The following is a 26,524-nucleotide window of genomic DNA, read 5'->3' on the forward strand; positions in this document are numbered from 1 at the left end:
GTCTATCACCGCGTTGGAGGGCCCCGCGTCCTGGTGACCGACGATCATGCCGGGCCCCATCGCGGTACCGATGAACCGGCACCCGTCCGCCGGCGGCTCGAAGCCGGCCGTCAGATCGTGCAACCGCCGCAGCCGCCGGCCGACCTGAACGGGCATCGAGTCGGCCGTCGCCCAGGCGGGCCAGGGCTGCCGGACTCGGCTGGCGCACCACCGCGGATTGAGCGCGGCGCAGGGCCGATCGCGGATCCTGTCGGCCGGCACCGGGCAGACTGGGCAGATGACGACGAGCACGGGTTCGGTGCGTAGCTTCGACGCCGACGAGGGCTGGGGCATCATCGACGGCCCGGATGTGCCGGGCGGCTGCTGGGTGCATTTCTCGGCCATTGCCGTCGAGGGGTACCGCGAACTGACGCGGGGGCAGGACGTCAGCTTCCGTGCCGAGGCGGCGGACCAGGACGGGTTCGCCTATCGAGCGGTGAAGGTCTGGACGGGAGACAGCGAGCCGGCCGATCAGCCCGGAACCCGCGGCGGATCCGTCGCTTACCACAGCTCGCTGACCCTGGACTTCGATGCGCCCCCGAACGATGTGGCCAGGCCTTGTCGCGGGCGGCCGAGGGGAGCTGTCGTGGTCGAGGATGCGAAACGGTCGCCGGGGATTCTGGCGATCTCATGGGGGCGTATCGAGGTGGCGGGACTCGGGGTGGTCAAGGACGCCAAGCTCTATCCCGGCGGGGGCCGGGAGTGGGACTGGTCCGAGACGGGCACGCGCCACAGCCCGGGCATCCAGCCCGCCGACATCGAGGAGATTCTCCTGCACGGCGCCACCGACGTCGTCCTCTCCCGCGGCATGGACCTGCGGCTTCAGGTGGGCCGGCAGGTGCTCGAGTTTCTCGAGCGGCGGGGCGTCGCGGCGCATGTCGCCGAGACGACGGAGGCGGTCCGGATCTACAACGAGCTGGCGGCGGCCCGGCCGGTCGGCGGGCTCTTCCACTCGACCTGTTGAGGTTCCGGGCCGGGGACGCGACGGTCCGGTTCTTGTCGTACCCGCCGCCTAGTCTCGCCTGATGACCGTGCACAACCTGTCGCGCACCGACGCGCGCCGGCTCGCCGTGCGTGCCCAGTTGCTGGACGCCCGGCGGCCGGACGGGTTGTTCGACGTGGTGCGCCGGTTGACGCTGCTGCAGAACGATCCCGCCGCGCCCGTCGCGCCCAGCGCCGACCTGGTCCTGTGGAGCCGGCTCGGCTCCGCCTACTCGCCGGCGCAGCTGCGTGACGCCGTCGACGAGCAGGCCCTGCTGGAGCTGCGCGGCATGATCCGCCCGGCGGAGGACCTCGCGCTCTACCGGGCGGAGATGGCCGAGTGGCCCGGGCGCCCACCGCTGCGCGACTGGCAGGAGGGCGTGCGGGAGTGGATCGACGTCAACAACGGCTGCCGCGTCGACATCCTCGCCCGGCTGCGCGCCGACGGGCCGCTGACCACACGCGAGCTGCCGGACACCTGCGTGATCCCCTGGCGTTCGTCCGGCTGGAACAACAACCGGAACATCATGAAGATGATCGACTTGCTGGTGCAGCGGGGCGAGGTCGCGGCCGCCGGCGGTCGCGGCGCCGACCGGCTGTGGGACCTGGCCGAGCGGGTCTACCCGGACGAGACGGTGCCTTACGAGCAGGCGCTGCGCATCCGCGAGGAGCGCGGGCTGCGGGCACTGGGCATCGCCCGCCCCCGGTCGCGGGCGGCCCGGGACGATCCGGACGAGGCGGGCGAGCCCGCGACGGTCGAGGGCGTGCGAGGACGATGGCGGGTCGACCCGGCGCTGCTGGACGAGGCCTTCACGGGCCGCACCGCGCTGCTGTCCCCGCTGGACCGGCTGGTCTTCGACCGCAAGCGGATGACCGAGCTGTTCGAGTTCGACTACCAGCTGGAGATGTTCAAGCCGGTCGCCGAACGCCGCTGGGGCTACTGGGCGCTGCCGATCCTGCACGGCGACCGCCTGGTCGGCAAGCTCGACGCCACCGCCGACCGCAAGGCCGGCATCCTGCGGGTCGACGCGATCCACGAGGACGCCCCGTTCGCCAAGGCGACGGCCGCCGCGGTGCGACACGAGATTGAGGAGCTGGCGAACTGGCTCGGCCTGGACCTCGCCCTGCCCGCCTGACCGTCCAGGGTGTCCTGAAATCATTCCAGTCCGGGGAGGCTGACATGAGGATTCGACTGCGGCGGTTACGAATCGGCGCGCGGACCTTTGTGTGGCGCGCGGAGATCCGTCACGTGCAGGCCGAGAACGACTGCCATCGCTGCATCCGGGTCCGAGCCTGGGGCGGCGACAAGCGTGGCCGGACACTCCAGGCAGATCTACTGTCGGTTACCTGGCCATCACCGTGGGTCGCATGCGCGACCGACGGCGCCTACCCCACGTCGGGCGACCTGAGGGCCGTCATCGGCTATGCCCTGGAGAGCGGGTGGCAGCCCGACCTGCGGGGAGGGGAGTTCGTGCTCACCGAGCGAGAGCACGCGGCCCGGTTCTCCCTGACCGGCTTTCTACTGACTGATCGCCTGTGCACGGGTGACGGCGTGGATCCAACGGCCCGGGTGATCGCCGTCCACGAGGCGCGTCAGCGCGCCTGACCGGGCGGACGTTCCGCCCCGTTGGGTAGGCCACGTGGTGTGGCCTGCTCCCCGCTGTTGAGTACCGCGACTCAGGACGGCCGGTTGCGGGTCGCGCAGGCTGTGCATCACGCCCGGCACCGTGCCGGGCAGCTCCTACCCCCACTTGGAGAATGTCGTGGCCAACCAGCCGTCGTCCTCGGCCCAGCCCACCGCCGCCTTCGTCGGCGCTTCCTGGGCGGTACTCGTTCTCGGCGTCGTCGCCTTCGCCGTCGGGCTGTGGAACGCCACGATGGCCCGGAGCGAGAAGGGCTTCTACGCCGCCGTTCTGGTGCTGGGCGTGTTCGCCGCCATCTCCCTGCAGAAGTCGGTGCGCGACCGGGCCGAAGGGCTGCCGGTGTCGGCGTTGTACCTGGGGCTGTCGTGGTCCGTGCTCGCCCTGGGCGTGGTGATGCTGGTGGTCGGCCTGTGGAACAGCGGACTGGCGCTCAGCGAGAAGGGCTTCTACGGGCTGGCGTTCGCGATGACGCTGTTCGCCGCCGTCGCGGTGCAGAAGAACGTGCGTGACACCCTGCAGTTCCGTGCGCCGTCGCGCCCCGCCGCCGCGCCGTTGGTGCCGGTCACGGACCACATGAACGGCATCATCACCGGTTCCTCTTCCCGGTGAGGAGATCCGAGGGCCGGCTGCGGCCCCGGGGCACGGGCCGGGGGACCGCGTTCCCCGGTCAGAGCCGGTAGCCGGGACCGGAGCTAGGGCTGAAAGCCGGAGCTAGGGTCGATGGCCGGAGCCAGGGCGAGGGCTAGGGCTGAAAGCCAGAGCTTGGGCCAGGGCGAGGGCTAGGGCTGAAAGCCAGAGCTTGGGCCAGGGCCAGGGCTGAAGCCGGAGCTTGCGCCAGAGCCAGGCCGGAGCCGGGCCGGGGCAAGGGCCGATAGCCGGGGCCGAGGCCAGGGCCAGGGTCGATAGCCGGGGCCAGCGCCGGGCCAGCGCCGGGCCAGGGCCATCGCCAGGGCCAGGGCTGAAAGCCGGAGCTTGGGCCAGGGCCATGGCCAGGGCCGGGCCGGTGCTTGAACCGGGGCCGGGGCAAGGGTCTATGGCCGGGTCCGGGTCCGGGGCCGAGGCCAGGGCCGGGGTAAGGGCCGCAATCCGAAGCCAGGGCCAGGGCCATGGCCAGGGCCGGAGCCGGGCCGAGGCAAGGGCCCAAAACCGGTGCCGGAGCCAGGGCTGGAGCCAGGGCTGGAGCCAGGGCTGGAGCCAGGGCTGGAGCCAGGGCCGGCGCCAGGGCCGATAGGCGGGGCCAGGGCCAGGGCCAGGGCCAGGGCCGCAAGCCGGAGCTTGGGCCGGGGCGGGGCCGGGGCCAGGCCTGAGCAAGGGCCCGAAGCCGGGCCGGAACCCGGGAGCCAGGGCCGGGAGCAAGGGTCGATAGCCGGGGTCAGGCCGGAGCCAGGGCCGGGGTCAGAGCCGGGCCGGGGCCGGGCCGGGGCCGGAAGTTGGGGGCCGGAAGTCGGGGACGGGCGTGTTGACCTCGACTGAGGTTTAGGTTTTAACGTCCTCTCTCAGCGATTCGTGGCCGAGAGGAAAGCACATGACGACGGACTTGTTTCCCGATGTCGAGCTTGCTGCGCAGCCCGCCGCTTACTGGACCGGCGTGGCCTATGAGGCGCTTATCGCGTTCACTCGTGCGCGGCAGGCCGAGCTCGGATTCACCCAGCCCCAGTTTTGGTTGCTGCGCAACCTGTCCGGCAACGACCTCTCGCCGGACGGTGACGGGATGACCATCCCCGAGCTTCGGCAGGCGATGAGGACCTATCTCCGGGCCGAGGACGATCTGGCCGCCGAGGCCGAGGTGCTCGTGGGGCGCGGCTGGCTGAGCCGGGCGGGGGAGCGGCTGCGAATCACCGAAGCCGGTGAGGAGGCGCGCGTCGGCCTCAAACAGCACGCCCCGGCGATCCGCGCCCGAATCCACCAGGGCATCGACGACGCGGACTACGTCACGACCCTCAAGGTGCTCCGGCAGATGATCCGGAACACCGGCGGTCCCGTGGACTGATCTCCCATCGCCCTTGCCTGTATCCAAGGATCCTAGGACGCCCTGCGAGGAGTGTGCCGGCGCACCTCCGCTGGTCGGAGCGAAATCTGGGTAGCGGTCGCTGGACTCGGGTGTCGACGTCGGCGGCGGCGCCGCAAGTGCGGTCGGCGGCTCGCGGGCCTGGGTTGAAGCTCGGTGCCGGTGCCGGTGCCGGTGCCGGAGTTGGAGGTGGAGGTGGAGTTGGCGTTCGCGGCGGTGCGGCCCCGCGGGCGCGGTTGGCGGCTCGCGAGGCCGGGTTGAAGATTGAACGTGGCTCTCTGAGCCTCCGGTGACCCGGGTGGCGGTCAGCGGCCAACCAGTTCCCGACTTCGCTGCCCAGCGCCTTCGACCTGCCGAGGCGCGGAGGCCTTCGGCGAGGCGGGAGATGGCTGGTCTCCCGTTGCCTGCGGTGGTGGGCGTCAGTCGTCCGCGCGTAGGCGTTCGATCTCGGCGCGGGTGGCGGCGTAGGTCACGCCCAGGTCCGACAGCCTGCCGACTGTGGGGTCGGCGGTCGCCTGGAGTAGCCCCAGCAGCAGGTGCTCGGTGCCGATCCGGTCGTAGCCCAGTTGCCGCGCCTGCCGCGCCGCCCGGACCATCGCCTCCTCGCACGCCTCGGTGAACGGGATGTGTGCGGGCGACGGCTGAGGCCCCGGCACGAGGGCGCCGGCGATCGCATCCTCGGCGGTCGCGCACGAGCCGGCCAGGCTCGTCACGGCGCGCGAGGCCATCCCGTGCCGGACGGTGAGCAGGGCGAGCAGCACGTGCTCCGGCCCGATGACGCGGCTGCGCAGGCCGTCGGCGCGGCGCCGGGCGAGTTCGACGGTGCGCTTCGCGCGATCGTCCAGGTGGGCGAGGGGCGACTGGTCGTTGATCACGGAGTCCTCCGGCGTTCACGTCGTATGCATACATCCAGTGTGCCCGAGTGCTTTTCTCCCGTTTTGCACTTGAAAGATCATCCGGGTGTAGCGTCACCGAGTGGATATTTCCAGTTAAATGCGCACCTTAGGAGAACTGGTATGCGCGCCTCTTTCGACCGGCTGATCTCGTGGACCGGAGTGGTGCTGGCGGCGATCCTCCTCGTCGCGGGTGGGCTGCTCACCTACGCGAGCATCTACATCGGAAACGAGGTGGAGAACCAGCTCACCGCGCAGGACATCACCATGCCGGAGGGCGAGGCCCTCAAGGCGCTCCCGCAGGCCGATCAGGACGCACTGAAGCCCTACGCCGGCAGCCTGATGGACACCGGCCCGGAGGCCAAGGCGTACGCGGACCACTACATCCAGGCGCACCTGAACGCGGCCTCCGGCGGCAAGTCCTACTCGGAGGTCAGCGGCGCGTACCTCGCGCTGAGTGCGGAGCAGAAGGCCAGCCCGCAGGGCCTGCAGCTGGCTGGGCTGCGCATGACCATGTTCCAGGGCAACACGCTGCGGGGTCTGCTGCTCTACGGAGCCGCGTTCGCGACGATGGGCACCATCGCGGGCTACGCGGCGGTCGCCGCGTTCATCGGGGCGGTGGTCCTGCTGATCCTCGGTCTGCTCGGCCTGCGACACGCGCGACGCATGGACCAGGCGCCACCCGCGGCCCCGGACCCGGCCACGACCACCGCGCCGCCGCCCCCGACCACCGCGCCCCCGACTACCGAGGCGCCGGCCACCTGACCGCGAGGCGGCGATCTAGGATCGTCGATCATGGTGGGGAGTTCCGGCAGGGTGCGTGTCGCGGTTCAGATCACGCCGGCGCGGGCGGACTACGCCCAGATCCGGCGGGTGGCCGGCGAGGCGGACGCGCTCGGTGTCGACGTGATCTTCAATTGGGATCATTTCTTTCCGCTCGGCAAGGACCGGACCGGCAAGCACTTCGAGTGCTGGACGGTGCTCGGTGCGTGGGCCGAGTCGACAGCGCGGGCCGAGATCGGCGCGCTGGTCAGTTGCGTCGGTTACCGCAATCCCGACCTGCTCGCCGACATGGCCCGCACCGTGGACCACATCAGCGGCGGCCGGCTGGTGCTCGGCCTCGGTGCGGGATTTCGCGAGGTCGAGGCCACCGAGTACGGGTACCCGTTCGGATCGCCGGCGGAGCGGGTACGGGATCTGGGTGACGCGTTGCGGCGCATCGAGCGGCGTCTCGGCGCGCTGAACCCGCCGCCGACCCGGCGGGTGCCGATCCTGGTCGCCGCCGACGGCCCGGTCGCCCTGCGGCTGGTGGCCCGGCACGCCGACATCTGGCACACGTTCGCCTCGGGCGAGGCGCTCGGCGACAAGTCCCGGCGGCTCGACCGCTACTGCCGCGAGCTGGGCCGGGACCCGGCCGAGATCGAACGCTCGACGTTCGTCAAGGGCGACCCGTGGCAGGTCGGGCCCGAGCTGCGCGAGCAGGGCATCGGCCTGTTCACGGTGATGGCCGACGGGCCCGACCACGACCTGACGGAGCTGCGCCGCTGGCTGACGTGGCGCGACGAGAGCTGACGCGCTATCCGGGTTTGCGGGCGAGTAGGGAGTACGAGTTCGGGAGGCGGCCGTTCCATGCGGCCGCGGACACGCCGCCCGCCCGCCAGAACGGTTCCGGGTACTCGCCGAGGTGCCGCAGCTCCAGGCCCGCGCCGAGCACCGCGTCGACCATCTGGCCGAGGGTCCATTGCCACTCGACCGCGCCGTTGCCGGGGAAGTCGTCGTTGACGTGGCTGCGGTGGAAGTAGCCGCGGTCCGCCCGGATGCGCGGGCGGTCCTCGTCCCAGGTCCACAGGGGAGCGGCCGGATGCGCCTCGTACAGGAAGAGGTGTCCCGCGGGCCGTAGCAGGCGGAAGATCTCCGCGGCCCAGCCGGCGAGGTCCGGCATCCAGATGACCGCGCCTTTCCCGGTGTACACGAGGTCGGCGCTCGCGTCCGCCAGCGGCACGCCGGGCACGGCCCCGACGACGTAGCGGCACCGGACGGCCAGCTCGTCCGCCCGCCGCTGCGCCGCCCGGACGGCGACCTCGCTGTAGTCCACGCCCACGACGGACGCGGCACCGGCGTTCACCAGCGCCACATCGTCCAGCCCATGACCGCTCTGCAGGTGTATCACCGAGGGGCCGGCCACCAGGATCCCGCGCAGCAGGTCGCGTTCGGCGTCGAACAGCGACGTGCCGGCGGCGGCCTGGGCCAGCAGGTCCCGATACTCCACGACGTGTTTGCGGGACGCCCGATTCCAGATGTGCTGATTAGCCCGCGTCGTGGGATCCACGTTGCGATTCTGCCAGGTCCGGTGTGGACCGCCGCCGGCGTCGTTCGGCGCGCCACGCGGGCAGGTAGAGCGGTGCGGCGGCGGCGAGCACGGCGCCGCCGGCCAGCATCGCGGTGCTGAGGCTGGTCGCGGCGGCCAGCGCGGTGAGCGTGACCGCGCCGAGCGCGCCGGCGGGCTGCGACACCATGGAGTTCAGCGAGATGACGCTGGTCCGGTAGGGGCCGTCGACCTGGCGGTGCAGCAGGCCGTAGTGCAGCGGGTTGGACGCGCCGTGCACCGTGTAGCAGGCCAGGTAGGCGATCAGCACGCCGACCGGGCCGGCGAACAGGCCCATCCCGGCGACCGTGGCGCCCTGCACGATCCGCAGCAGCGCGGCGCCGGGCGCGGCGCCCGGCCAGCGCAGCAGCAGCGGGGTCAGCGCGGCGCCGGCCGCCGAGGCGAGCCAGGCCGCCGAGCCGGCCGGGCCGAGCAGCGCCGCGGCCCGGTCGGCGTCGCCGACCACCTCGGCGAGGCGCACCGGCAGCAGGCTCTCGAAGGTGACCATGCCGAAGCCCCAGAACAGCTCGACCGCGACCAGGGCGGCCAGCACCTTGGAGCGGCGCAGCAGCCCGAACGCCTGCCGCACCATCCGGGGCGCCTCGGCGGCCGAGGCGCGCAGCGCGCCGGCGCCCTGCGCCGGGCGTACCTCGGTCATCAGCAGGAGCAGGGTGGCGAGGCCGGCCAGCTGGAGGGCGATGGCGGCCAGCACCGGCAGGACGAGCGCGTCGACCGGGCCGACCGGGCCGAGCGCGACGAGGCCGCCGCCGAGCAACGCGCCGGCGGACATCGCCACCCCGAGTACGGTGCCCGCGTGGCCGAGGCCGGGCTCGTACCTGGCCTCGGGGTCGGCGGCGAGGGTGGCGTCGACGTACCAGGCCTCCAGCGGCCCGCTGTCGAGCGCCCGGTAGACGCCCTGCAGGGCCCAGCACAGGAAGAACAGCGCGAAGGAGTCGGCGACCGCGAACAGCGCCAGCGAGACGAGGCTCACCGTCCACGCGGTCGCCAGCACCGGTCGGCGGCCGAGCGCGTCGGCGAGCCCGGCGGTCGGCAGCTCCAGCGCGAGGACGACCAGGCCCTGCGCGGTGGCGGCGAGGCCGATCTGCGGCAGCGACAGGCCGCGGTCCTGCATCAGCAGGATCATCACCGGGATCATCAGGCCGGTGGAGAACCAGCGCAGGCCGTTCAGCACCAGGAAGCGGTGCCGCACTTGGCGTACCGACAGGCGAGTCATGCCTATGCACAATACTTGTGCATCGCAGTCATGCACAAGTATTGTGCATGCCGGGAGGCTACGTCAGGTACTCGCGGACCTGAGCCCGGGCCTGGTGGATGCGGGACTTCACGGTGCCCTCCGGGATGCTCAGCTGCACCGCGATCTCGCGGTACTCCAGCTGGCAGATGTCGCGCAGCACCATCGGCGCGACCAGCTCCGGCCGGCGTGCCTCGATCCGCTCCAGCGCGTCCAGCAGGTCGAGCCGCGACCCGGCGATGACGCTCGTGGTGCGCGGATCCGGAACCTCCACCGGCGGACGCTCGTGCGCCTCCTCGGCGGCGCGCCGCTTGAGCGACCGGTACGTCTGCCGCGCGCTGTTCGCGACGACCACGTGCAGCCAGGTGCCGAACGCCGACCGGCCCTCGAACCGGCCGATGTTGCGGGCCACCTGCAGCAGCGTGTCCTGGCAGGCCTCCTCCGCGTCCTGCCAGCACGGCAGGAAACGCGCGCACCGGCGCAGCACGTTCGGCCGGATCAGCCCGAGCAGGTCGTTGAGGGCCGCCGAATCGCCCGCGGCCGCGCGGCGCGCGAGCTCATCCTGGTCGATGTCGCTCATCCTGGGCCCCCGGTCGGATGTCGTGGCGCGCGGCTCATACTACGTACGTGTCCATGCCCGCCAGGATCGGCCGATTTCGCGTCATCCGGCGGCTGGGCTCCGGCGCGTTCGCCACGGTCTGGCTCGCCGAGGACGACTCCCTCGACTCCTCGGTCGCGATCAAGGTGCTGGCCGACAACTGGGTACACCACCCCGACGTCCGCGCCCGCTTCGAACAGGAGGCGCAGGTGCTGCGGCGCGCGGATTCCGAGCGCCTGGTGCGGATACACGACGTCGACGAGTTGCCCGACGGGCGGCCGTACCAGATCATGACCTACGCCGCCGGCGGCACGCTCGCCGAGCGGCTCGAGGCCGGGCCGATGCCGGTCCGCGCGGCGCTGCGGACGGCGGCGGACATCGCCCGGGCCGTCGCCGACCTGCACGACGCCGGCGTGCTGCACCGCGACCTGAAGCCGTCGAACGTGCTGTTCGCGACGGTCCGGGGCCGCGAGCGGCTGCTGGTCGCCGACCTCGGCCTGGCCAAGTCCCTCGCGCATGCCTCCGGCTTCACCGTGGCGGCCGGCACGCCGGGCTACATGGCGCCGGAGCAGTCCCGCCCCGGCGGCGGCCTCGACGTGCGTGCCGACGTGCACGCGGTCGGCGCAATGGCGTACCAGATGCTTACCGGCCGGCCGCCGGCCGCCGGAGCCTGCGCGCCGTCGAAGCTGCGCGGGGGGATCTCCCGGCAGGTCGATCAGATCGTGCTGCGGGCCCTGGATCCCGACCGCAACCGCCGCTGGCCGTCGGCCGCGGCCCTCGCCGACGCGTTCGAGAACGTGCTCGACGCCAGCCCGTTCCGCCGGCGTTCCCTGGTCCTGCACGGCGTCGGGCTCCTCGTCGCGGTCGTCGCGGCCGCCGCGCTCGGCGGCTCGGCCTCGGCGAGCGAGCAGGGCTGGACGCGGGTCGCGGACGCCTCCGGCCGGCTCTCGGTCGCGGTGCCCGACGACTGGGCCGGGCAGGCGAAGACCGGCGGCTGGAACCCGGCGGCGGTCGGCCTCGCGGACCTGCGCGCGCCGGGCCTGCTCGTCGGGTCCGACCTCCCCCGATGGTCGGACACGGCGAGCAGGGCCCCCGGCGTCTTCGCCGGCGTGAGCACCGCGATCGGCGGTGCCACGCCGCCGGTTCATGCCGGCTGCACCCGGCAGCCCGACCGGCCGGTCACCGCCGCCGGGCTCGGCGGCACGGTGAGACGGTGGACGAACTGCGCGGGTACGACGGTCACCTACAGCGAGGTCGTACTCTCCTCGGGGCGTGGCGACGGCGTCTACCTCCAGATCAGGCAGACCGACGCGATCGACCGTACGGACGAGGTCCTCGCCGGGCTGCGTTACTCCTAGTTCGATGCCACCGGCGGCGCGTTTGTTCGGGCTTTCGGATCACGAAAACATAACGGGGGAGAGTGTGGAGCTGGACCCGGATCGGCGATGGCTGCGGGAGGCGATTGCGGCCTCCCGCTCGTGTCTGCCGAGCCGAACCGCCTACGCCGTCGGCGCGGTCATCGTCGACGAGCACGGCCGGGAGCGGGCCCGCGGGTTCTCCCGCGACCGGGACCCCGTCGTGCACGCCGAGCAGTCCGCCCTCCTGCGGCTCGGTGGGAGCGGTGCGGACCTGTCCCGGTCCACCATCTACACGTCGATGGAGCCCTGCACCGCCCGCCGGTCCGCGCCGCGCACCTGCGCGGATCTGATCATCGCGGCCCGGCTCCGGCGGGTCGTGCTCGCGCTGCCGGAGCCGCCGCTCTTCGAGCGCTGCCTCGGCATCGAGACGCTGCGCAACGCCGGCATCGAGGTCGTGACGATCCCCGACCTCGGCGCGGAGGTCGAGGCGATCAACGCGGCCCTGCTCGGCTGAGTACGGGGGCTCTGTCAAACCCGGTCGGTGCGGTGCATCCTGTGGGTGATCATCAGTGGCTCAGGGGAGGCCCCGAAGTGGAACAGAGCACAGAGCAGTCCGAACAGGTGCCCGTCGCCGACCCGGACGCGGATCGGTTGCGCGCCGCGCTCGGCCGCCTGGTGGACCGGGGAGTGCTGAACGGCGCGCAGTCCGCCGCGGTCATCGCGGAGTTCGCCGGGCTGCCCGAGCCGTCGCGGGACGGCGGCCTGCGGCGGCTCCTCGGCGAGATCGCCGGCTACGTCGGCGCCGCGTTCGTCGTCGGCGCGTGCCTGCTGTTCCTCGGCGACGAGTGGGACTCGCTCGGCCGGCTGGGGCGGTTCGCGATCCTCGGCGGCATGGCCGTCGCGCTGTTCGCCGCCGGCCTGGCCGTTTGGTGGAACGCGATGTCGGCCGATCGCGACGGGCGCACCGCCTCGCCGGGCGACGACCTGCACCGGCGGCTGGCGAGCACGCTGTTCACCGGCGCCGCTGTCGCCGCCGCCTTCGCGGCGTACGCCAGCCTCGAGTCGGGCGCGAACGGCTACGAGACCTACGTGGCCCAGGCGCCGTTCGTCGCCTCGGTCGCGGGACTCGCGGTGGTCGCCGTCGGATACCTGCTCGCCCGTACGGCCCTCGGCCAGCTCGGGACGGCCGTCGCGGCGTTCTCCGTGTACGCGACGCTGCTGGAACTGATCGACGTCCCGTACCAGCACGAGAGCGGCGTGCTGGGCCTGGGCACGGCGGCGCTCGGCGCGCTCTGGGCCGTGCTCGCCTGGCGGGGGGTGGTGGCGGAACGCCGGCTCGGGCTCGCGATAGCGGTGGCCCTCGCCCTGATCGGCGCGCAGCTCATGGTCATCGAGTCCGGCCAGGGCTGGGACCTGTCCGGGTACCTCCTGACGGCGCTGGTGGCCGGTGTCTGCTTCACCGCGTACGCGATGCTGCGTGACTGGGTGCTGCTGGCCGGTGGGGTCGTCGGGGCGACCGTGGTGGTGCCGGAGGTGCTCTACGAGGTGACCGGCGGCTCGCTCGGGCCGAGCGGCGTCATGCTGGTCGCGGGCGTCACCCTGCTGCTCGGCAGCCTGGCCGGGCTCCGCATCCACGCCACCCCGCCGGCCGCATAGCGTCCTGGGGCGGCGCGGCGATCACCCGCCGCGCGGAGCCGCTCACCTGCCTATCCGGCAGTACCGGCGGGGCAGGGGGACGAGCGGTGCGGCGGTGCGCGTGCCGGCCTGGCGCCGGTGCTGCCGGCGAAGGACCCGCTCCACATGCTGGTCGATGTCCGCCGGGGCGAGCGCCGGCAGGCGCAGGCGCAGCGTCCGGGCGATCCTGGCGCGCGCCTGACGGCCGTCGTCGTCACTGTGGCTCATGGGTCAAACCAAGCGGGCCGGGCGCGGTCGCGTCAATTACGCGGACAGGGACTTGACGATCAGGCCGCGCTCGCGCGCGGCCGGTATCGCCGGTCGACCGCATCGCCGGCCAGCAGGTGGGACAGCTCCTCCGCACACCGTTGTGCGGAGGTGACCGCCGCGGCGGCGATCCGCAGCCGCTCGCCGACGTCGATGGGGCGGGCGGCGACCAGGGCCCGCCGCAGGTTCTGCAATTCGCTCAGGTGGGCGTCCACGACGCCGAGGACTTCGCCGTGCATCGGTATCACCTCACCGAAAGCCTACGAGCGAATTGATTCAGGAAGATGTCCGTCCGTGCCCGGTATCGGAGACATTCACGTTCCGGACATCGAAGCGTGGCGTTCTGCTAGCCGTCCGGGTGCAGCGTGAGGGGGCCCCTTCCCTTCATCGAAGCGACGGTCATGATCGCTCTCCCGGTCGTACTCCTGGCAGCTCTCGTCGGCGTCCTGCTCGCGGCGGCCGACAGCCCTCACGTGCGGGACAAGGCGCGGATCGAGCGGCTCAGCCTGCTGCTGCTCGTGGCCGGCGCGGTGACGATGGCCGGCGGCGGCGCGTTCGTCGTGCACGGCTGGCTGGCCGGCTGACGCCCCGCCCGCCAGTCGACGAATGAGTCGCCGGCGGGTGGCCCGGGACCGGGCCACCCGGTACCCGTGGGCGGCTTCGGTCGACGGCTTCCTCGCCGCGCACGGCATCGTGCCGGCGCCGGCGCGGCGGTGACTACGCGCAGGCCACCGCGAGGCGGCACTCCACCCGGTGCGCGACGGCCAGCAGGTACGGGCCCCGCAGCCGGTGCGCGGCGGCGTTCGACGACCGGGGACCGTGCCGGCGCAGCATGTCGGAGATCCGCTGCTGGACCGCCATCCGGCGCCCGCCCGGTCCGACGGTCTGATCGGCGTAGGTCAGGGCGTCGGCGAGCGGCGACTCCTCCCGGTCGAACGCCAGCAGCGCGTCCTGCAGATGGCGCGCCGCGGCCACGAAGCACGCACCCGAGTGGTGCGCCACCAGCGCGCTGATCCGCGGCGGCCAGCCGTGGTCGTCGAGGTAGCGGGCGCCGTCGAGCGGGTGGAAGCCGGTCTCGCGGACCGTGTCGGCGTAGCCGATGTCGTGCAGCCAGGCCGCCGAGACCAGCACCTCCGGGTCCTCGCCGAGCGCCGCGGCGAGCTCCTCGGCGCGCTCGGCGACGCCGGCCGAGTGCTGCCACCGTTCGGGCAGGTCCGCGAGGACCAGCTGGGCCACCCGCCGCGCCTGATCCACCCGGGTCGTGGAAACGGTCCCATACATGTGTAGAGGCTACGAATCCAGCGGGTGCCGACACCACACCTGGCCTTCAAGACATGCAGTGTTCACCCGCAGGACACCGTGGCTTCAGAGTGGCCCGTCGTCGTTGATCACGAGCTCGGGGTGGTCGACGAGGAACTCGCCGAGCCGGTCGTCGGCCGCGGCCCGGAACATCGCCCGGGTGGCCTCGGTGACGCCCTCGCCGCCGCCGCCGCCGGCGGCGGCGAACGTGCCGCCGTTGGTCCGGATCGGGATCAGGTCGGCGGCGGCCAGGCCCTTCAACCCGAAGATGAAGTCGTTGACGGGTACGCCGTTGGTGTCCATCCGCAGCGAGGATCCCGCGGCCGCCATGACGGCCGACACCTTCGCCGGATTCGTCAGGATGCCTTTGCTGGTCGCCTTCTTGGCCATCGCGCGCAGCAGCTGCTGCTGGTGGCGCTGCCGGTCGTAGTCGCCGTTGGTCGAGTGCCGCAGCCGGGAGAACTCCAGCGCCTCCCACGCCGCCATGTTGCGGCAGCCCTTGCGGAACCACAGCGCGTTGCGCGGGGGAGAGGTCGGATCGGCGCCGACGGCGTAGCTCACCTTGCCCTTGGCGTCGACGGTGTAGTGGCTGGACCAGCTGTCCTTGTCCACGCACATGCGCACCCCGCCCATCGCCTCGAGGATGCCGCGGAACCCCTCGAAGTCGATCACGACCACGCCGTCGAAGTCGATGCCGCTCAGCTTCTGCACGGTCCTGGTCGCCAGCTTGGCCCCGCCGGTCCAGCCGCGGCCGTTCATGGACCCGTACGCGTACGCCGAATTGATCTTCTCGGTGCTGCCGTTGAAGCCCATCGACCGGTCCGCGGGGATCTCGGCGATCAGGTCCCGCGGAATCGAGATCATGTAGGCCTGATCGTGCGAGGCGGTGATGTGCAGGATGAGGATGGTGTCGGACCGGGAGAGTTCGCCCTTTGCCTCCCAGCCCTGCCGGGTGTCCAGGCCCAGCATCAGCAGGCTCATCGCGCCCTCGGGCAGCTCGCCGGCGGGCACGCCCGCCGCGGCCGGGTCGCCGAGCACGCTGGAGGTGGTCTGGATGTTGCCGGTCAGCTGGTCGAGGAGGTATCTCGACGCGACGATTCCGCTGACACTGATCAGCATGAGCGCCGCGCCGGCGGCGGTCACCAGCTTCGCCCACAGGGGTGTCCGGCGGGACCCGCGCGTGCCGGTACGGTCGGCCAGTTGCCGGGGCATGCTGTGACTCCTCGGGGACGGGTCGTGGTGCGGGGAGCCAATCCCATCGTCCTGGCGATCTTCTTTACCCGCGGTTAACGGCGCGGGAAGGCGCAGTGTCCGGCTCGGACGCAACGGATGCCCGGCACGCCACGGAGCTGTGGGCCAGCAGCGGTATCAGCACGGCGCCGGCGGCCAGGTGCATCGCGACCAGCGCGGCGGTCGCGCCGGCGCCGACGGCCGAGCCGATCGGGCCGAGCAACGAGACCAGCAGGACGGCGCCGGCGATGCCGGACCAGATCGCCGCGGCGCGCCGGGTGAGGCGTTCGAGCAGGGCCAGCAGCGCCCAGGCCGCCAGCCCGGCGATCACCGTCGCGAGTACCACCGCGGCCGGCGTCACGGAACCGCCGTCAACCACCAGCTCGACGCCGGCGATCTGATGTGCGAGCGTCCAGACGGTGTACGTCGCCCCGACGGCGGCCACGACGGCGAGGCCGCGAGTCAGGCGGCGCATGCGTACGCATTGGATGTTCATCGGATCCTCCTGGAGTGGCGCTGACATCGGACTGTCCACCAGGATCCGGCGCGCGGGCCTCATCCCGGATCGCCCCAGGGACGGAGACCGGCACGGCGCCGGGTCGTTCTCGCGACCGATGAGCCGCGGCGGCCGGCGGCCTACCGTGAGGTGCATGAGGAGCATGCGTGCGCGGCCGGTCGTTTCCGACGCGGGGTGGGCCGGCGTGCTGGCGGCCCTGCTGACCGTGCTGATCCTGGCCGTGCCGGACGGCCCCGGCACCGTCGGCGCGACCATCGCCGCCCTGTGCTGCGGGCTCGCCCAGGCGGCCTCGCTGCTGGTGATACGGCGGTGGCCGGACGCGGCGATGGGCCTGGCGATCGCGGCCGGGATCGGCATCGAGGCGTTCGCGCCGCAGGTCGGCTGGCTGGGGCTGGCCGCCGCGCCGCTGATCGCCTACGCCCGGATCCGGCCGCCGCGGGTCTCGCTGCGGGCGCTGGCCGTGCTGCTCGCCCTGACGCCCTGGTCGTACCTGCACGGCGGCTGGCCCGAGCTGGTCACCGCCGTCTTCGCGTCGTTGCTCGGCTGGGCGTGGGGCGAGCTGGCCCGGACCCGGTGCATCCGGCGCGAGCAGGAGCGCCGCCGGATCGTCTCGGACGAGCGGGCGCGGCTGGCCCGCGAGCTGCACGACGTGATCGCGCACAACGTGTCGCTGATGGTGGTGCAGGCCGGCGCGGCCGCCGACGTCTTCGACCGGCGGCCGGAGCGGGCCCGGGCCGCGCTCGACACGATCCAGGAGGCCGGCCGCTCGGCCCTGGGCGAGCTGCGGGTCATGCTGCAGGCGCTGCGCCCGGACGGCGCCGAGCCGCGGGCGCCGCAGCCCGGCCTCGACCAGCTCGACGCGCTCGCGGCCTCGCTCGGCGCGGCCGGGCTCGCGGTCGCCGTGAACCGGGCCGGGCCCGCCCGGGTCGTGCCGGCCGACGTCAGCCTGTCCGCGTACCGGATCGTCCAGGAGTCGCTGACCAACACGCTGCGGCACGCGCGGGCGACCAGGGCGGAGGTCGAGCTGCGCTGGACCGACGCCGCGCTGCACCTGGAGATCACCGACGACGGCGCGCCGGGCGCCGCCCGGGCACCCGCACCGCGCGGCGCCGGCGCGGGCCTGGTCGGCATGCGCGAGCGCGCCCGGCTGGTCGGCGGTAGCCTCGACGCCGGACCGCTGCCCGCCGGCGGCTTCCGCGTCTCGGCCCGCCTGCCGCTTGGAGCGCCCGCGTGAGTGTCACCGTCGTGCTCGCCGACGACCAGGAGCTGGTCCGCGCCGGGTTCGCGATGATCCTGGAGGCCCGCGACGACATCGAGGTGGTCGGCGAGGCCGGCGACGGGCTCGCGGCGGTGGCGCTGACCGCCGAGGCCCGGCCCGACGTGGTCCTGATGGACGTGCGGATGCCCAGGATGGACGGCATCGAGGCGACCCGGCGGATCGTCGCGTCCGGCAGCGCCGCCCGGGTCGTCATGCTGACCACGTTCGACCTCGACGAGCCGGTCTTCGCCGCGCTGCGGGCCGGCGCGAGCGGCTTCCTGCTCAAGGACATCCGCCCGGCGGACCTGGCCGACGCCGTCCGGGTGGTGGCCCGCGGCGAGGCGCTGCTCGCCCCGACGGTGACCCGGCGCCTGCTCGACCGGTTCGCGGCGGGCCTGCCGGCCGGCCCGGGGCCGGACCGGCGGCTCGAGCTGCTCACCGCCCGGGAGGCCGAGGTGCTGACCCTGGTCGCCCGCGCGCTGACCAACACCGAGATCGCCGAGCGGCTCTTCCTCACCCAGGCCACGGTCAAGACCCACGTCTCGGCGATCCTGACCAAGCTCGGGCTGCGCGACCGCGTACAGGCGGCGGTCCTGGCCTATGAGACCGGCCTGGTGCGGCCGGGCGCGAACTCCGATCCCGGGTAGCGGGGGTCAGCGCGCCGGCCGGGCCCGCCGCCAGACCGCCCGCTGGACCAGCAGCGTGAGCACGCCGGCGACCACGATCGCCGCCACGTTGATGACCAGTTGCAGGGCGGAGCCGACCGCCGCCTCGTGCGCGCCGTACGCCAGCGCGACCGCGGCGTTGGCCGCCGCGGGGATGGTGGTCACCGAGATCAGCACGCCGACCAGCGTGCCGGTCTTGGCCGAGGTGAGCGACAGCATGCCGGCCACGCCGCCGAGGAGGCCGATCACCCAGGACAGCGCGTCCGGGCGCCAGATGAAGTCGGTCAGCGGCCGCTCCTGCAGCAGCATCGACCGGTCCACGAGGTCGAGGGCGGTCAGCAGCCACACCGCCAGCACCGTGAGGATCATGGCGAGCGGGAAGCCGGCCGCCAGGGCCAGCGCCGAGCGGCGCACCAGCCGCCCGCGGCGCAGCACGACGCCGACGCAGAGGGCCGAGAGCGGGCCGAACTCCGGGCCGACGACCATCGATCCGACGATCAGGATCGGCTGGTCGAGCAGCACCCCGATCGCGGCGATGATCATGGCGATGGTCATGAACGCCAGGAACGAGGCCGACAGCTCGGCCTCCTCGCCGGTCTGCTGCTCGAGCTCCTGCCAGACCACGGCGTCGACGCCGAGGCCGGGCACCCGCCGGGCGGCGCGGCGGGCCGACGCCGACAGCGCCAGGTCGACCCGCTCGACGACGATCGCGCCGTCGCCGTCCAGCCCGAGGCCGCGCAGCCGGTCCAGCACGGTGCTGGCGCCCTCGCGGACGACGTCGAACTCCAGCACGTCGCCGCGCGGCGAGCGAGCGGCGCCGGGCAGCACGACCAGGTGCGTCACCGCCTCGTCGCCGGTCAGCTCGTCGAGCACCGCCGCGGTGCGCGGCTCCGGCGTGATCACCCTGACATGCAGCATCCGGGCAATCTAGTAGCCGAGGTCGCGGCGGCGCAGACCGGCGTAGCCGGCCGCCAGGAAGAACGCGGCGACCAGGCCGATGACGAGCAGCGGCGCGACGCCCAGGTGCTCCAGCGGAACCTGCGGGGTCTGCGCGAACGGCGACGCGCGCCGCACCCAGCCGGGCAGGCCGAACGACTCGGCGAAGAGCGCCACGACCGCGCAGTAGCCGACGACCACCCAGGCCAGCGCCGCGGACGCCCGCGGCGCCCACCCGAACACCAGCACCACCGCGGCGACGATCAGCCACACCGCGGGCAGGTAGGCGAGCGCGACCGCCGCCAGGCGCGGTACCTGGCCGGCGTCCGAGACCGTCAGCCCGTACGCGAGGCCCTCGCCGATCCCGAACGTGAGCAGCACCAGGGCGCTGCCGACCAGGGACACGCTGAGGTGACTCGCCAGCCAGGTGCCGCGGCCGGTCGCCGTCGCCAGCACCGGCTCGGCCCGGCCGGAGGTCTCCTCGGCGCGCAGCCGCAAGGTGGCCGTCACCCCGTACGCCGCCGCGAGCAGGGCGGACAGGCCGACGGTCAGCGCCAGGTACGCGTCGACGACGTCCGCGGTGCCGCCCGGCAGGAACTCGGCGACCTCCGGGTTGTCGCGGAAGTACTGCTCGATGGTGTCGCCGATCGAGCCGTACGCGGCGCCGAGCAGCCCGAGCCCGATCGCCCAGCCGATCAGCGAACCGCGCTGCAGGCGCCAGGCCAGCGCGTACGCGTTGCGCAGCGCGGGGGAGGCGGCGGGCCGGCCGGGCCGGGGCGGCACCAGGCCGGCGCCGAAGTCGCGGTGCCCGAGCAGCACCACCGCGGCCGTAACCAGCAGCGCGGTGGTGCCGAGCGCGAGCAGCAGCGGCCACCACCGGTCGCCGGTATACGGAAACGTGCGCTGGCTCCAGCCGATCGGCGAGGCCCAGGACAGCCCGCCGTCGCCGACGTCGCCGGCGGCCCGCAGCACGTAGGCCGCGCCGAGGACGAGCGCGACTGCGCCGTACACCGCGCGGGCGTTCTCGAAGACCTGCGCCGCGAGGGCGGTGAGCGCGGCGAACGTGATGCCGACGGCGCCGGTCGCGAGGCCGAACAGCAGCGAGCCGGCGACCGGCAGGCCGGTGCCGGCGGCCGCGGCGAACACCAGCACCGCGACGGCCAGGTTCGCCAGCGCGGCCAGCGACAGCGCCGCCGCCAGCGGGGCACGCCGGCCGACCCGGGCCGAGCGCAGCAGCTCGGCGCGCCCGGTCTCCTCCTCGGCGCGGGTGTGCCGGCCGACCAGGAACATGCTCATCAGCGCGACCACGATGGACACGAAGCCGAGGATCTCGAACACGACCTCGCCGCCGATGGTGTCCAGCAGCCGGGTCGGGCCGCTCATCGCGATCACGGCGGTGTTGCCGCCGATCGAGTGGCGCAGCTTCTCCAGGTCCTCGGGGGTGTCGTACAGGTTCTGGCTCTGGGTGGACTGGATCAGCACGAGCAGCGTCGCGCCGAGCAGCCACCACGGCAGGCCGAAACGCTCGCGGCGGAGCATGAACCGCAGCAGGCCCAGGGTTCCGGTCACGATGGCACCCGCTCGGCGGCGGCCTGCTCGTCGCCGTAGTGGCGCAGGAACAGCTCCTCCAGCGTCGGCGGCGTGCTGGTCAGGCTGCGCACGCCGAGCGGGGCGAGCCGGCGCACCACGGCGTCCAGCTGGGCGGTGTCGACGTCGAAGCGGGCGTGGTGGTCCTCGACCACCGCGTCGTGCACGCCCGGCAGCGCCTCGATGCCGGCCAGTGGATCGGCCGTCTCCACCGTGACCGACGTGCGGGTCAGGTGCCGCAGCTCGCCCAGCGTGCCGGACTCGACCGTGCGGCCGAGCCGGATGATGCTCACCCGGTCGCACAGCGCCTCGGCCTCGGCCAGGATGTGGCTGGACAGCAGCACCGTCCGGCCCTGCCGCTTCACCTCGTGGATGCACTGCTGGAAGACCGACTCCATCAGCGGGTCCAGGCCCGAGGTGGGCTCATCCAGGAGCAGGAGTTCGACATCCGCGGCCAGCGCCGCGATCAGGGCGACTTTCTGCCGGTTGCCCTTGGAGTAGGTGCGCGCCTTCTTGCGGGGGTCCAGGTCGAACCGCTCCAGCAGCTCGTCGCGCCGGCGCCGGTCGAACCCGCCGCGCAGCCGGCCGAGCAGGTCGATGACCTCGCCGCCGGTGATGCCCGGCCAGAGCGTGACGTCGCCGGGCACATAGGCCAGCCGGGAGTGCAGGGCGACCGCGTCGCGTACCGGGTCGCCGCCCAGCAGCCGCACCTCGCCGGCGTCGGGCCGCAGCAGCCCGAGCAGCACCCGGATCGCGGTGGTCTTTCCCGCGCCGTTCGGCCCGAGGAAGCCGTGCACCTCACCCTGCGCGACGGTCAGGTCGAGACCGTCGAGCGCCGTGACCCGGCCGAACCGCTTGGTCAGGCCGGCTACCGAGATCGCATTTTCCATGTTTCAGAAGCTACACTTGCTTCACACATTTGTGAAAGGTGGTTCGCATGTCCGGCGCAACTGGACGAGACGAGGCCGCGCTACGCGGCTTCGTGGAGGACATGGCCCGGCTGCTGGCCGACTGGGGCTTCCCGCGGATGGCCGGCCGGGTGGTGTTCACGCTGATGGCGGCCGACGAGCGGTCGCTGAGCGCGGGGGAGCTGGCGGAGCGCCTCGACGTCAGCCCGGCGGCCATCTCGGGCGCGGTGCGCTACCTGACCCACCTCAACATGGTGACGCGCGAGCACGTGCCCGGCTCGCGCCGGGACCGCTACCGCCTCGTGGACGACTCCTGGTACGAGGTGACCGTCGCCAAGATGACCCTGCTCAAGACCCTGGCCGACGCCGCCGCGCTGGGCGCCGCCGCCGCGGGCGGGCCCGACACCGTCGCGGGGGAGCGCCTGGCGGGCATGAGCGACTTCTACAACTGGGTGCAGGACAACCTGCCGGGCCTGCTGGAACGCTGGGCCGAGCTGAAGGCCGCGCGGGGCGATCAGTCCTAGGCGCCGACGTGGATGCCGGGCCGGCGGTCCGGGTCGGGCTCGTACTTGCGGACGATCTCGCGGACCACCGGCGCGGTGTCGCCGCGGCCGAGCAGGAAGTACCGGACCATGTGCACCAGCGGGCTGCCCTCGGCCCAGGCGAAGTAGCAGTGCGGGCGCACGCCGGTGGTGTCGCGCAGGGCGAGCAGCACGGCGGCGATCGCGTTGGGGCCGGCGGGCGCGTCCGCGCGCAGGATCCGGTGCGGGCCGACCCGCACGCCCCGCACGGTGAGGGTGTCGCTGAACTCCGACGGATCGATGACGTCGATCTCCAGGAACAGCACGTCGGCGGTGCCGGGCACGGGGTTGTCGCCGCGCTGCTCGCGCTCCTTGAGCCGGTACTCGGCGGTGTCGCCGGCCTGGCGGCGGTTCGCGATGATGTTGATCTGGTGGTCGTGGTCGAGGGTGTCGGTGATGAACCGGCGGGCCGTCTCGTCGAACTCGATCCGGTCGGCGCGCAGTTCCGTCGTGCGGGACACCCGGGAGATCAGCGAGACCGTGATGATGCCGGCGACGAACATGGCGGAGATCGCGATGCCGTCGGGCTTGTCGACGATGTTCGCGATCAGCGCGTACGCCAGGATGCCGGTGAGCAGCGCGAGGCCGGCCGTGGCCAGGCGCTGGCGGTGGCGGAACGCGGAGACGGTGACGGCGAACGCGCCGGAGACCATCATGGCCAGGATGCCGGTGGCGTAGGCACCGGCCTGCGCGTCGACGTCGGCCTTGAACGCGATGGTGAGCACCACGCTGATCGCGGTGTACACCAGCACGACCGGGCGGACGGCGCGGCCCCACTCCGGCGCCATGCCGTACCCGGGCAGGTAGCGGGGCACGATGTTGACCAGGCCGGCCATCGCCGAGGCGCCGGCGAACCACAGGATCAGCACGGTGCTGATGTCGTAGACGGTGCCGAACGCCTCGCCGAACTGCTCGTGCGCCAGCCACGCCAGGGCCCGGCCGTTGGCAGCCCCGCCCTCGGCGAACTCGCCGGCCGGGATCAGGATCGTGGTGACCAGGCTGCTGCTGAGCAGGTAGACGCTCATGATGGCCGCCGCGGTGGTGAGCAGCTTGCGGCTGTTGCGGATCCGCGACCGCAGCCGCTGCTCGGCGTCGGCGCCGTCGGAGGCGACCAGCGGCATCATGCTCACCCCGGTCTCGAAGCCGGAGAGGCCGAGCACCAGCAGCGGGAACGCGAACAGGGCCGGGCCGACCAGGTCGGCGAAGCTGCCGCCCTGGCTGGTCAGCGCGGTCGTCCACGCCGACCACGCCGTCGGCGAGGTGAACACCTCGACCAGGCCCGCGCCGATGATGATCGCGTTGAGCCCGAGGAAGATCGCGACCAGCGGGATGGCGACGCTGACGGCCTCGCTGAAGCCCATCAGGAACACCCCGCCCAGGACCAGCAGCAGGACGACGGTGAGCGCGACCGCGTGCCCGTGCAGGAAGCCGGGCGCGTGCGGGTTCTCCAGCACGTGCAGGCTGGCGTCGGAGGCCGACAGGGTGATCGTGATGATCCACGAGGTGGCGACGAAACCGAGCAGGACGAGCACGAAGACCTTGCCGCGCCAGAACGGCAGCAGCTCCTCCAGCATCGCCACCGACCCGGCGCCGTGCGGGCTCTCCTTGGCCACCCGGCGGTACATCGGCAGCATGCCGCACAGCGTCAGCGCCACGATGATCAGCGTCGCCAGCGGGGAGACCGCGCCGGCCGCCGCGATCGCGATGGCCGGCACGTAGGCCAGGCTGGAGAAGTAGTCCACCCCGGTCAGGCACATCACCTTCCACCAGGCGTGCTGCTCCGCGTGCGCCTCGGCGGCGGCCGGGCCGACCGGCTGCACCTTGTGCTGGAGCAGCCACCGGCCCAGCCCGCCGACGGGCTGTGCGTGTGTCGCGACGACGTCGACCACCGCCGGCACGGCGTGCTCTCTCTTGACCATGGGGCATCACGGTACGACACCCCGGCACGGGTCGATCAGGTACGGTCGGCGAGCGTCCAGTCGCGGACCTCCGGCATGTCCTCGAGATGCTCGACGATGTACGCGTCGTGCCGGGCGAGCTGCGCCACGCACCAGGCCTTGAGCTCGGTGGCGCCGCGCGGCAGCCGCTTGGCGTTGTTGATGGCGTCCATCACCAGGTGGTAGCGGGAGACCTGGTTGCGCACGGTCATGTCGAACGGGGTCGTGGTGGTGCCCTCCTCGATGAACCCGCGCACGTGGAACCGGTCGGCGTCGGGGCGCCCGTGCACCAGCTGATGGATCCCACCGAGGTAGCCGTGGAACGAGGAGATCACGTCGACGGTGTCGGTGAACAGCTCGGTGAACTGGGTCTCGCTCATGCCGTGCGGGTGGTCCTTGGGCCGGGGCAGCGTCATCAGGTCGACGATGTTGACGACCCGGGTCTTGAAGCCGGGCAGCCGCTCCTTGAGGATCTGCGCGGCGGCGACGGTCTCCATGGTGACCACGTCGCCGGCGCAGGCCAGCACGATGTCCGGGTCGCTGGTGCCGTCGTCGGTGCCGGCCCACTCCCAGACCCCGGCGCCGCGGGTGCAGTGCTCGATCGCCTCGTCCATCGTCAGGTACTGCAGCTGCGGCTGCTTGTCGATGACGATCAGGTTGACGTACGAGCGGGACCGGAAGCAGTGGTCGGCCACCGACAGCAGACAGTTCGCGTCCGGCGGCAGGTAGACCCGGGCCACGTCGCCGTGCTGGGTCAGCACCACCTGGATCAGGCCGGGTCCCTGGTGCGAGAAGCCGTTGTGGTCGTTGCGCCAGCACGTCGAGGTGAGCAGGACGTTGAGGCTGGGCACCTTGGCGCGCCAGGGCAGATTCCGGGCCTCCTGCAGCCACTTGCCGTGCTGCACGGTCTGCGAGGCGCTGACCATCGCGAACGCCTCGTAGGTGGCGAACATGCCGTGCCGCCCGGTGAGGTTGTAGCCCTCCAGCCAGCCGTGGCAGCTGTGCTCGGAGAGCACCTCCACCACCCGGCCGTCCCGGCCGAGCTTGACGTCGTCCGGGGTGACCCGCTCCATGAAGGTCCGGTCGGAGACCTCGAAGACCGCGCCGAGGCGGTTGCTGTTCGTCTCGTCCGGGCAGAAGAGCCGGAAGTTGTCCGGGTTGCGGCGGTAGATGTCGCGCATCAGCTCGCCGAGCTTGCGGGTCGATTCCGCGCGCAGCTCCGCCGGGCGCGGCACGTCGAGCGCGTAGTCGCGGAAGTCGGGCAGGTCCAGGTCGCGGGTGAGCAGGCCGCCGTTGGCGTGCGGGGTGGCGCTCATCCGCAGGTCGCCCTTCGGCGACTGCTCCCGGATCAGGGCGTTGGGCGCGCCGGTACGGTCGAAGAGCTCTTCCGGACGGTACGACTTGAGCCAGCGCTCGAGCATCGCCAGGTGCTCGGGGTTGTCGCGGACCCCGGACAGCGGTACCTGGTGCGAGCGCCAGGTGCCGGTGACCTTGATGCCGTCGACCTCGTCCGGCCCGGTCCAGCCCTTCGGCGACCGCAGGATGATCAGCGGCCAGGTCGGCCGGCTGCCGTCCCAGTCGCCCTCGCGCGCGGCGGTCTGGATCTCGCGGATCCGCCGCCAGGCGGTGCCCAGCGCGGCGGCGAAGCGGAAGTGCATGCCGGGCACGTCGTCGCCCTCGACCTCGACCACGTCGTAGCCGTGACCGCGGAGCAGGGCGCGCACCTCGTTCGGGTCCTTGCGGGCCAGCACGGTCGGTCCGGCGATCTTGGCGCCGTTGAGGTGCAGGATCGGCAGGACGGCGCCGTCGTGCTTGGGGTTGAGGAACGAGACGCCCTTCCAGGAGCCTTCCAGGGGCCCGGTCTCGGCCTCGCCGTCGCCGACCACCGCGATGGCGAGCAGGTCCGGGTTGTCCATCACCGCGCCGAACGCGTGGACGAGGACGTAGCCGAGCTCGCCGCCCTCGTGGATCGAGCCGGGCGTGGTCACCGACACGTGGCTGGGAATGCCGCCGGGGCTGGAGAACTGCCGGAACAGCCGCAGCATGCCGGCCTCGTCCTGGCTGATCTTCGGGTAGATCTCGGTGTACGCGCCCTCGAGGTAGCCGGCGGCGACCAGCGCCGGGCCGCCGTGCCCGGGCCCGGTGAGGTAGATGGCCTGCTGGCCGGTGTAGCGGATCAGCCGGGACACGTGCGCGTAGATCAGCGAGAGGCCGGGGCTGGTGCCCCAGTGGCCGAGCAGCCGCGGCTTGATGTGCGCCGGCGTCAGCGGCTCGTGCAGCAGGGCGTTGTCCTGCAGATAGATCTGCCCGATGGTCAGGTAGTTGTTGGCGCGCCACCAGGCGTCCAGCCGGGCGAGGTCGGTCTCGTCGAGTTCGGGGAGCGTACGAGGTTCGGTCACGACCGCGGTCACAGCGATATCCCCTTCGCAGTTCTCGGCTTGTCTCGAGCGTAGATTCGGGCGAGACCCATGCCGAGGTACAGAAGGTTTCCCCGGCGGGACTTTCGGCCCTCCTGCACGTTAACCCTG

Annotated in this window: 28 protein-coding genes; 14 read left to right on the forward strand and 14 right to left on the reverse strand. The window is 72.7% G+C overall.

The annotated features are described in order from the left end of the window. Positions 1-217 precede the first annotated feature (217 nt). The 5 genes from ACIBSW_RS20580 (at position 218) to ACIBSW_RS20600 (ending at position 4,653) form a co-directional block, all read left to right on the forward strand. Entirely contained in the window at positions 218-1,003 is a 786-nt protein-coding gene (locus ACIBSW_RS20580) for an MTH938/NDUFAF3 family protein (protein ID WP_354728503.1), read from the forward strand. Positions 1,004-1,064: 61 nt separating this feature from the next. Then, on the forward strand, positions 1,065-2,156 hold the full coding sequence (locus ACIBSW_RS20585) for a DNA glycosylase AlkZ-like family protein (protein ID WP_354728505.1): 1,092 nt from the start codon (positions 1,065-1,067) through the stop codon (positions 2,154-2,156). A 44-nt stretch (positions 2,157-2,200) separates the two neighbouring features. Then, positions 2,201-2,626 carry an integrase gene (locus ACIBSW_RS20590; protein WP_354728507.1) on the forward strand — a complete coding sequence of 142 codons (426 nt, stop codon included), beginning with the start codon at positions 2,201-2,203 and terminating at the stop codon, positions 2,624-2,626. 157 nt (positions 2,627-2,783) lie between these two features. After that, on the forward strand, positions 2,784-3,272 hold the full coding sequence (yiaA, locus tag ACIBSW_RS20595) for an inner membrane protein YiaA (protein ID WP_354728509.1): 489 nt from the start codon (positions 2,784-2,786) through the stop codon (positions 3,270-3,272). A gap of 916 nt (positions 3,273-4,188) precedes the next feature. Next, positions 4,189-4,653: a MarR family winged helix-turn-helix transcriptional regulator gene (locus tag ACIBSW_RS20600; protein ID WP_354728511.1), complete on the forward strand. Its 465-nt coding sequence runs from the start codon at positions 4,189-4,191 to the stop codon at positions 4,651-4,653. Between the two features lie 437 nt (positions 4,654-5,090). Here the strand turns inward: ACIBSW_RS20600 and ACIBSW_RS20605 are convergent, their stop codons facing one another. Further along, positions 5,091-5,546, reverse strand: coding sequence for a Clp protease N-terminal domain-containing protein (locus tag ACIBSW_RS20605; protein ID WP_354728513.1), 456 nt, complete (start codon positions 5,544-5,546; stop codon positions 5,091-5,093). Positions 5,547-5,687: 141 nt separating this feature from the next. Between ACIBSW_RS20605 and ACIBSW_RS20610 the strand changes: the two genes are divergently transcribed. Together ACIBSW_RS20610 and ACIBSW_RS20615 are read left to right on the forward strand one after the other, a co-directional pair. Further along, positions 5,688-6,329, forward strand: coding sequence for a hypothetical protein (locus ACIBSW_RS20610; protein ID WP_354728515.1), 642 nt, complete (start codon positions 5,688-5,690; stop codon positions 6,327-6,329). 51 nt (positions 6,330-6,380) lie between these two features. Continuing rightward, complete coding sequence (locus ACIBSW_RS20615; protein WP_354728517.1) at positions 6,381-7,136, forward strand: LLM class F420-dependent oxidoreductase; 756 nt, start codon at positions 6,381-6,383, stop codon at positions 7,134-7,136. A gap of 4 nt (positions 7,137-7,140) precedes the next feature. Here ACIBSW_RS20615 and ACIBSW_RS20620 read toward each other — a convergent pair whose 3' ends face one another. The 3 genes from ACIBSW_RS20620 to ACIBSW_RS20630 are packed head-to-tail and all read right to left on the reverse strand — an operon-like array spanning position 7,141 to position 9,761. Continuing rightward, complete coding sequence (locus ACIBSW_RS20620; RefSeq protein WP_354728519.1) at positions 7,141-7,893, reverse strand: class I SAM-dependent methyltransferase; 753 nt, start codon at positions 7,891-7,893, stop codon at positions 7,141-7,143. Beyond that, positions 7,871-9,163: an MFS transporter gene (locus ACIBSW_RS20625; RefSeq protein ID WP_354728521.1), complete on the reverse strand. Its 1,293-nt coding sequence runs from the start codon at positions 9,161-9,163 to the stop codon at positions 7,871-7,873. Before ACIBSW_RS20625 ends, ACIBSW_RS20620 begins: the two co-directional genes overlap by 23 nt. A gap of 58 nt (positions 9,164-9,221) precedes the next feature. Further along, positions 9,222-9,761 carry an RNA polymerase sigma factor gene (locus ACIBSW_RS20630; protein ID WP_354728523.1) on the reverse strand — a complete coding sequence of 180 codons (540 nt, stop codon included), beginning with the start codon at positions 9,759-9,761 and terminating at the stop codon, positions 9,222-9,224. 53 nt (positions 9,762-9,814) lie between these two features. Between ACIBSW_RS20630 and ACIBSW_RS20635 the strand changes: the two genes are divergently transcribed. The 3 genes from ACIBSW_RS20635 to ACIBSW_RS20645 all read left to right on the forward strand — a co-directional run bounded on the left by ACIBSW_RS20635 (position 9,815) and on the right by ACIBSW_RS20645 (position 12,793). Further along, positions 9,815-11,137 (forward strand): serine/threonine-protein kinase, encoded by a 1,323-nt coding sequence (locus ACIBSW_RS20635; RefSeq protein ID WP_404799414.1) that lies wholly within the window; start codon positions 9,815-9,817, stop codon positions 11,135-11,137. A 64-nt stretch (positions 11,138-11,201) separates the two neighbouring features. Next, positions 11,202-11,651, forward strand: a complete 450-nt coding sequence (locus tag ACIBSW_RS20640; RefSeq protein WP_354729604.1) for a dCMP deaminase — start codon at positions 11,202-11,204, stop codon at positions 11,649-11,651. Positions 11,652-11,728: 77 nt separating this feature from the next. Next, positions 11,729-12,793 (forward strand): DUF2157 domain-containing protein, encoded by a 1,065-nt coding sequence (locus ACIBSW_RS20645; protein ID WP_354729602.1) that lies wholly within the window; start codon positions 11,729-11,731, stop codon positions 12,791-12,793. Between the two features lie 42 nt (positions 12,794-12,835). Here the strand turns inward: ACIBSW_RS20645 and ACIBSW_RS20650 are convergent, their stop codons facing one another. After that, complete coding sequence (locus tag ACIBSW_RS20650; RefSeq protein ID WP_354729600.1) at positions 12,836-13,039, reverse strand: hypothetical protein; 204 nt, start codon at positions 13,037-13,039, stop codon at positions 12,836-12,838. A 59-nt stretch (positions 13,040-13,098) separates the two neighbouring features. Beyond that, positions 13,099-13,317 (reverse strand): hypothetical protein, encoded by a 219-nt coding sequence (locus tag ACIBSW_RS20655; RefSeq protein ID WP_354729598.1) that lies wholly within the window; start codon positions 13,315-13,317, stop codon positions 13,099-13,101. Between the two features lie 162 nt (positions 13,318-13,479). Between ACIBSW_RS20655 and ACIBSW_RS20660 the strand changes: the two genes are divergently transcribed. Beyond that, positions 13,480-13,662 (forward strand): hypothetical protein, encoded by a 183-nt coding sequence (locus ACIBSW_RS20660; protein ID WP_354729596.1) that lies wholly within the window; start codon positions 13,480-13,482, stop codon positions 13,660-13,662. 133 nt (positions 13,663-13,795) lie between these two features. Here ACIBSW_RS20660 and ACIBSW_RS20665 read toward each other — a convergent pair whose 3' ends face one another. The 3 genes from ACIBSW_RS20665 to ACIBSW_RS20675 form a co-directional block, all read right to left on the reverse strand. Then, a complete protein-coding gene (locus ACIBSW_RS20665) occupies positions 13,796-14,359 on the reverse strand; it encodes an HD domain-containing protein (RefSeq protein WP_354729594.1) in 564 nt (187 codons plus the stop codon). Between the two features lie 84 nt (positions 14,360-14,443). After that, positions 14,444-15,589, reverse strand: coding sequence for an LCP family protein (locus ACIBSW_RS20670; RefSeq protein ID WP_354729592.1), 1,146 nt, complete (start codon positions 15,587-15,589; stop codon positions 14,444-14,446). A gap of 64 nt (positions 15,590-15,653) precedes the next feature. Further along, positions 15,654-16,082: a DUF6069 family protein gene (locus ACIBSW_RS20675; RefSeq protein WP_354729590.1), complete on the reverse strand. Its 429-nt coding sequence runs from the start codon at positions 16,080-16,082 to the stop codon at positions 15,654-15,656. A gap of 175 nt (positions 16,083-16,257) precedes the next feature. Here ACIBSW_RS20675 and ACIBSW_RS20680 point away from each other — a divergent pair, with 175 nt between their 5' ends. Next, positions 16,258-17,358 (forward strand): histidine kinase, encoded by a 1,101-nt coding sequence (locus ACIBSW_RS20680; RefSeq protein ID WP_354729588.1) that lies wholly within the window; start codon positions 16,258-16,260, stop codon positions 17,356-17,358. Further along, entirely contained in the window at positions 17,355-18,029 is a 675-nt protein-coding gene (locus tag ACIBSW_RS20685) for a response regulator transcription factor (protein WP_354729586.1), read from the forward strand. The genes ACIBSW_RS20680 and ACIBSW_RS20685 overlap by 4 nt, the downstream gene beginning before the upstream one ends. Before the next feature lie 6 nt (positions 18,030-18,035). Here the strand turns inward: ACIBSW_RS20685 and ACIBSW_RS20690 are convergent, their stop codons facing one another. Genes ACIBSW_RS20690 through ACIBSW_RS20700 form a run of 3 tightly spaced genes read right to left on the reverse strand, consistent with a single transcriptional unit; the run spans position 18,036 to position 21,460 of the window. Beyond that, positions 18,036-18,965: a DUF389 domain-containing protein gene (locus tag ACIBSW_RS20690; protein WP_354729584.1), complete on the reverse strand. Its 930-nt coding sequence runs from the start codon at positions 18,963-18,965 to the stop codon at positions 18,036-18,038. 9 nt (positions 18,966-18,974) lie between these two features. Next, positions 18,975-20,552 carry an ABC transporter permease gene (locus ACIBSW_RS20695; RefSeq protein ID WP_354729582.1) on the reverse strand — a complete coding sequence of 526 codons (1,578 nt, stop codon included), beginning with the start codon at positions 20,550-20,552 and terminating at the stop codon, positions 18,975-18,977. Continuing rightward, a complete protein-coding gene (locus ACIBSW_RS20700; protein ID WP_354729580.1) occupies positions 20,549-21,460 on the reverse strand; it encodes an ABC transporter ATP-binding protein in 912 nt (303 codons plus the stop codon). Before ACIBSW_RS20700 ends, ACIBSW_RS20695 begins: the two co-directional genes overlap by 4 nt. A gap of 47 nt (positions 21,461-21,507) precedes the next feature. Between ACIBSW_RS20700 and ACIBSW_RS20705 the strand changes: the two genes are divergently transcribed. Further along, positions 21,508-22,002, forward strand: coding sequence for a MarR family transcriptional regulator (locus ACIBSW_RS20705; RefSeq protein WP_354729578.1), 495 nt, complete (start codon positions 21,508-21,510; stop codon positions 22,000-22,002). Here ACIBSW_RS20705 and ACIBSW_RS20710 read toward each other — a convergent pair. Together ACIBSW_RS20710 and ACIBSW_RS20715 are read right to left on the reverse strand one after the other, a co-directional pair. Further along, positions 21,999-23,978 (reverse strand): amino acid transporter, encoded by a 1,980-nt coding sequence (locus tag ACIBSW_RS20710; protein WP_354729576.1) that lies wholly within the window; start codon positions 23,976-23,978, stop codon positions 21,999-22,001. The genes ACIBSW_RS20705 and ACIBSW_RS20710 overlap by 4 nt on opposite strands. Positions 23,979-24,013: 35 nt before the next feature. Next, positions 24,014-26,407, reverse strand: coding sequence for a phosphoketolase (locus ACIBSW_RS20715; protein ID WP_404799401.1), 2,394 nt, complete (start codon positions 26,405-26,407; stop codon positions 24,014-24,016). Between the last annotated feature and the right edge of the window lie 117 nt (positions 26,408-26,524).

This window comes from Actinoplanes sp. NPDC049668, from assembly GCF_044465445.1.
Lineage (GTDB): Bacteria > Actinomycetota > Actinomycetes > Mycobacteriales > Micromonosporaceae > Actinoplanes.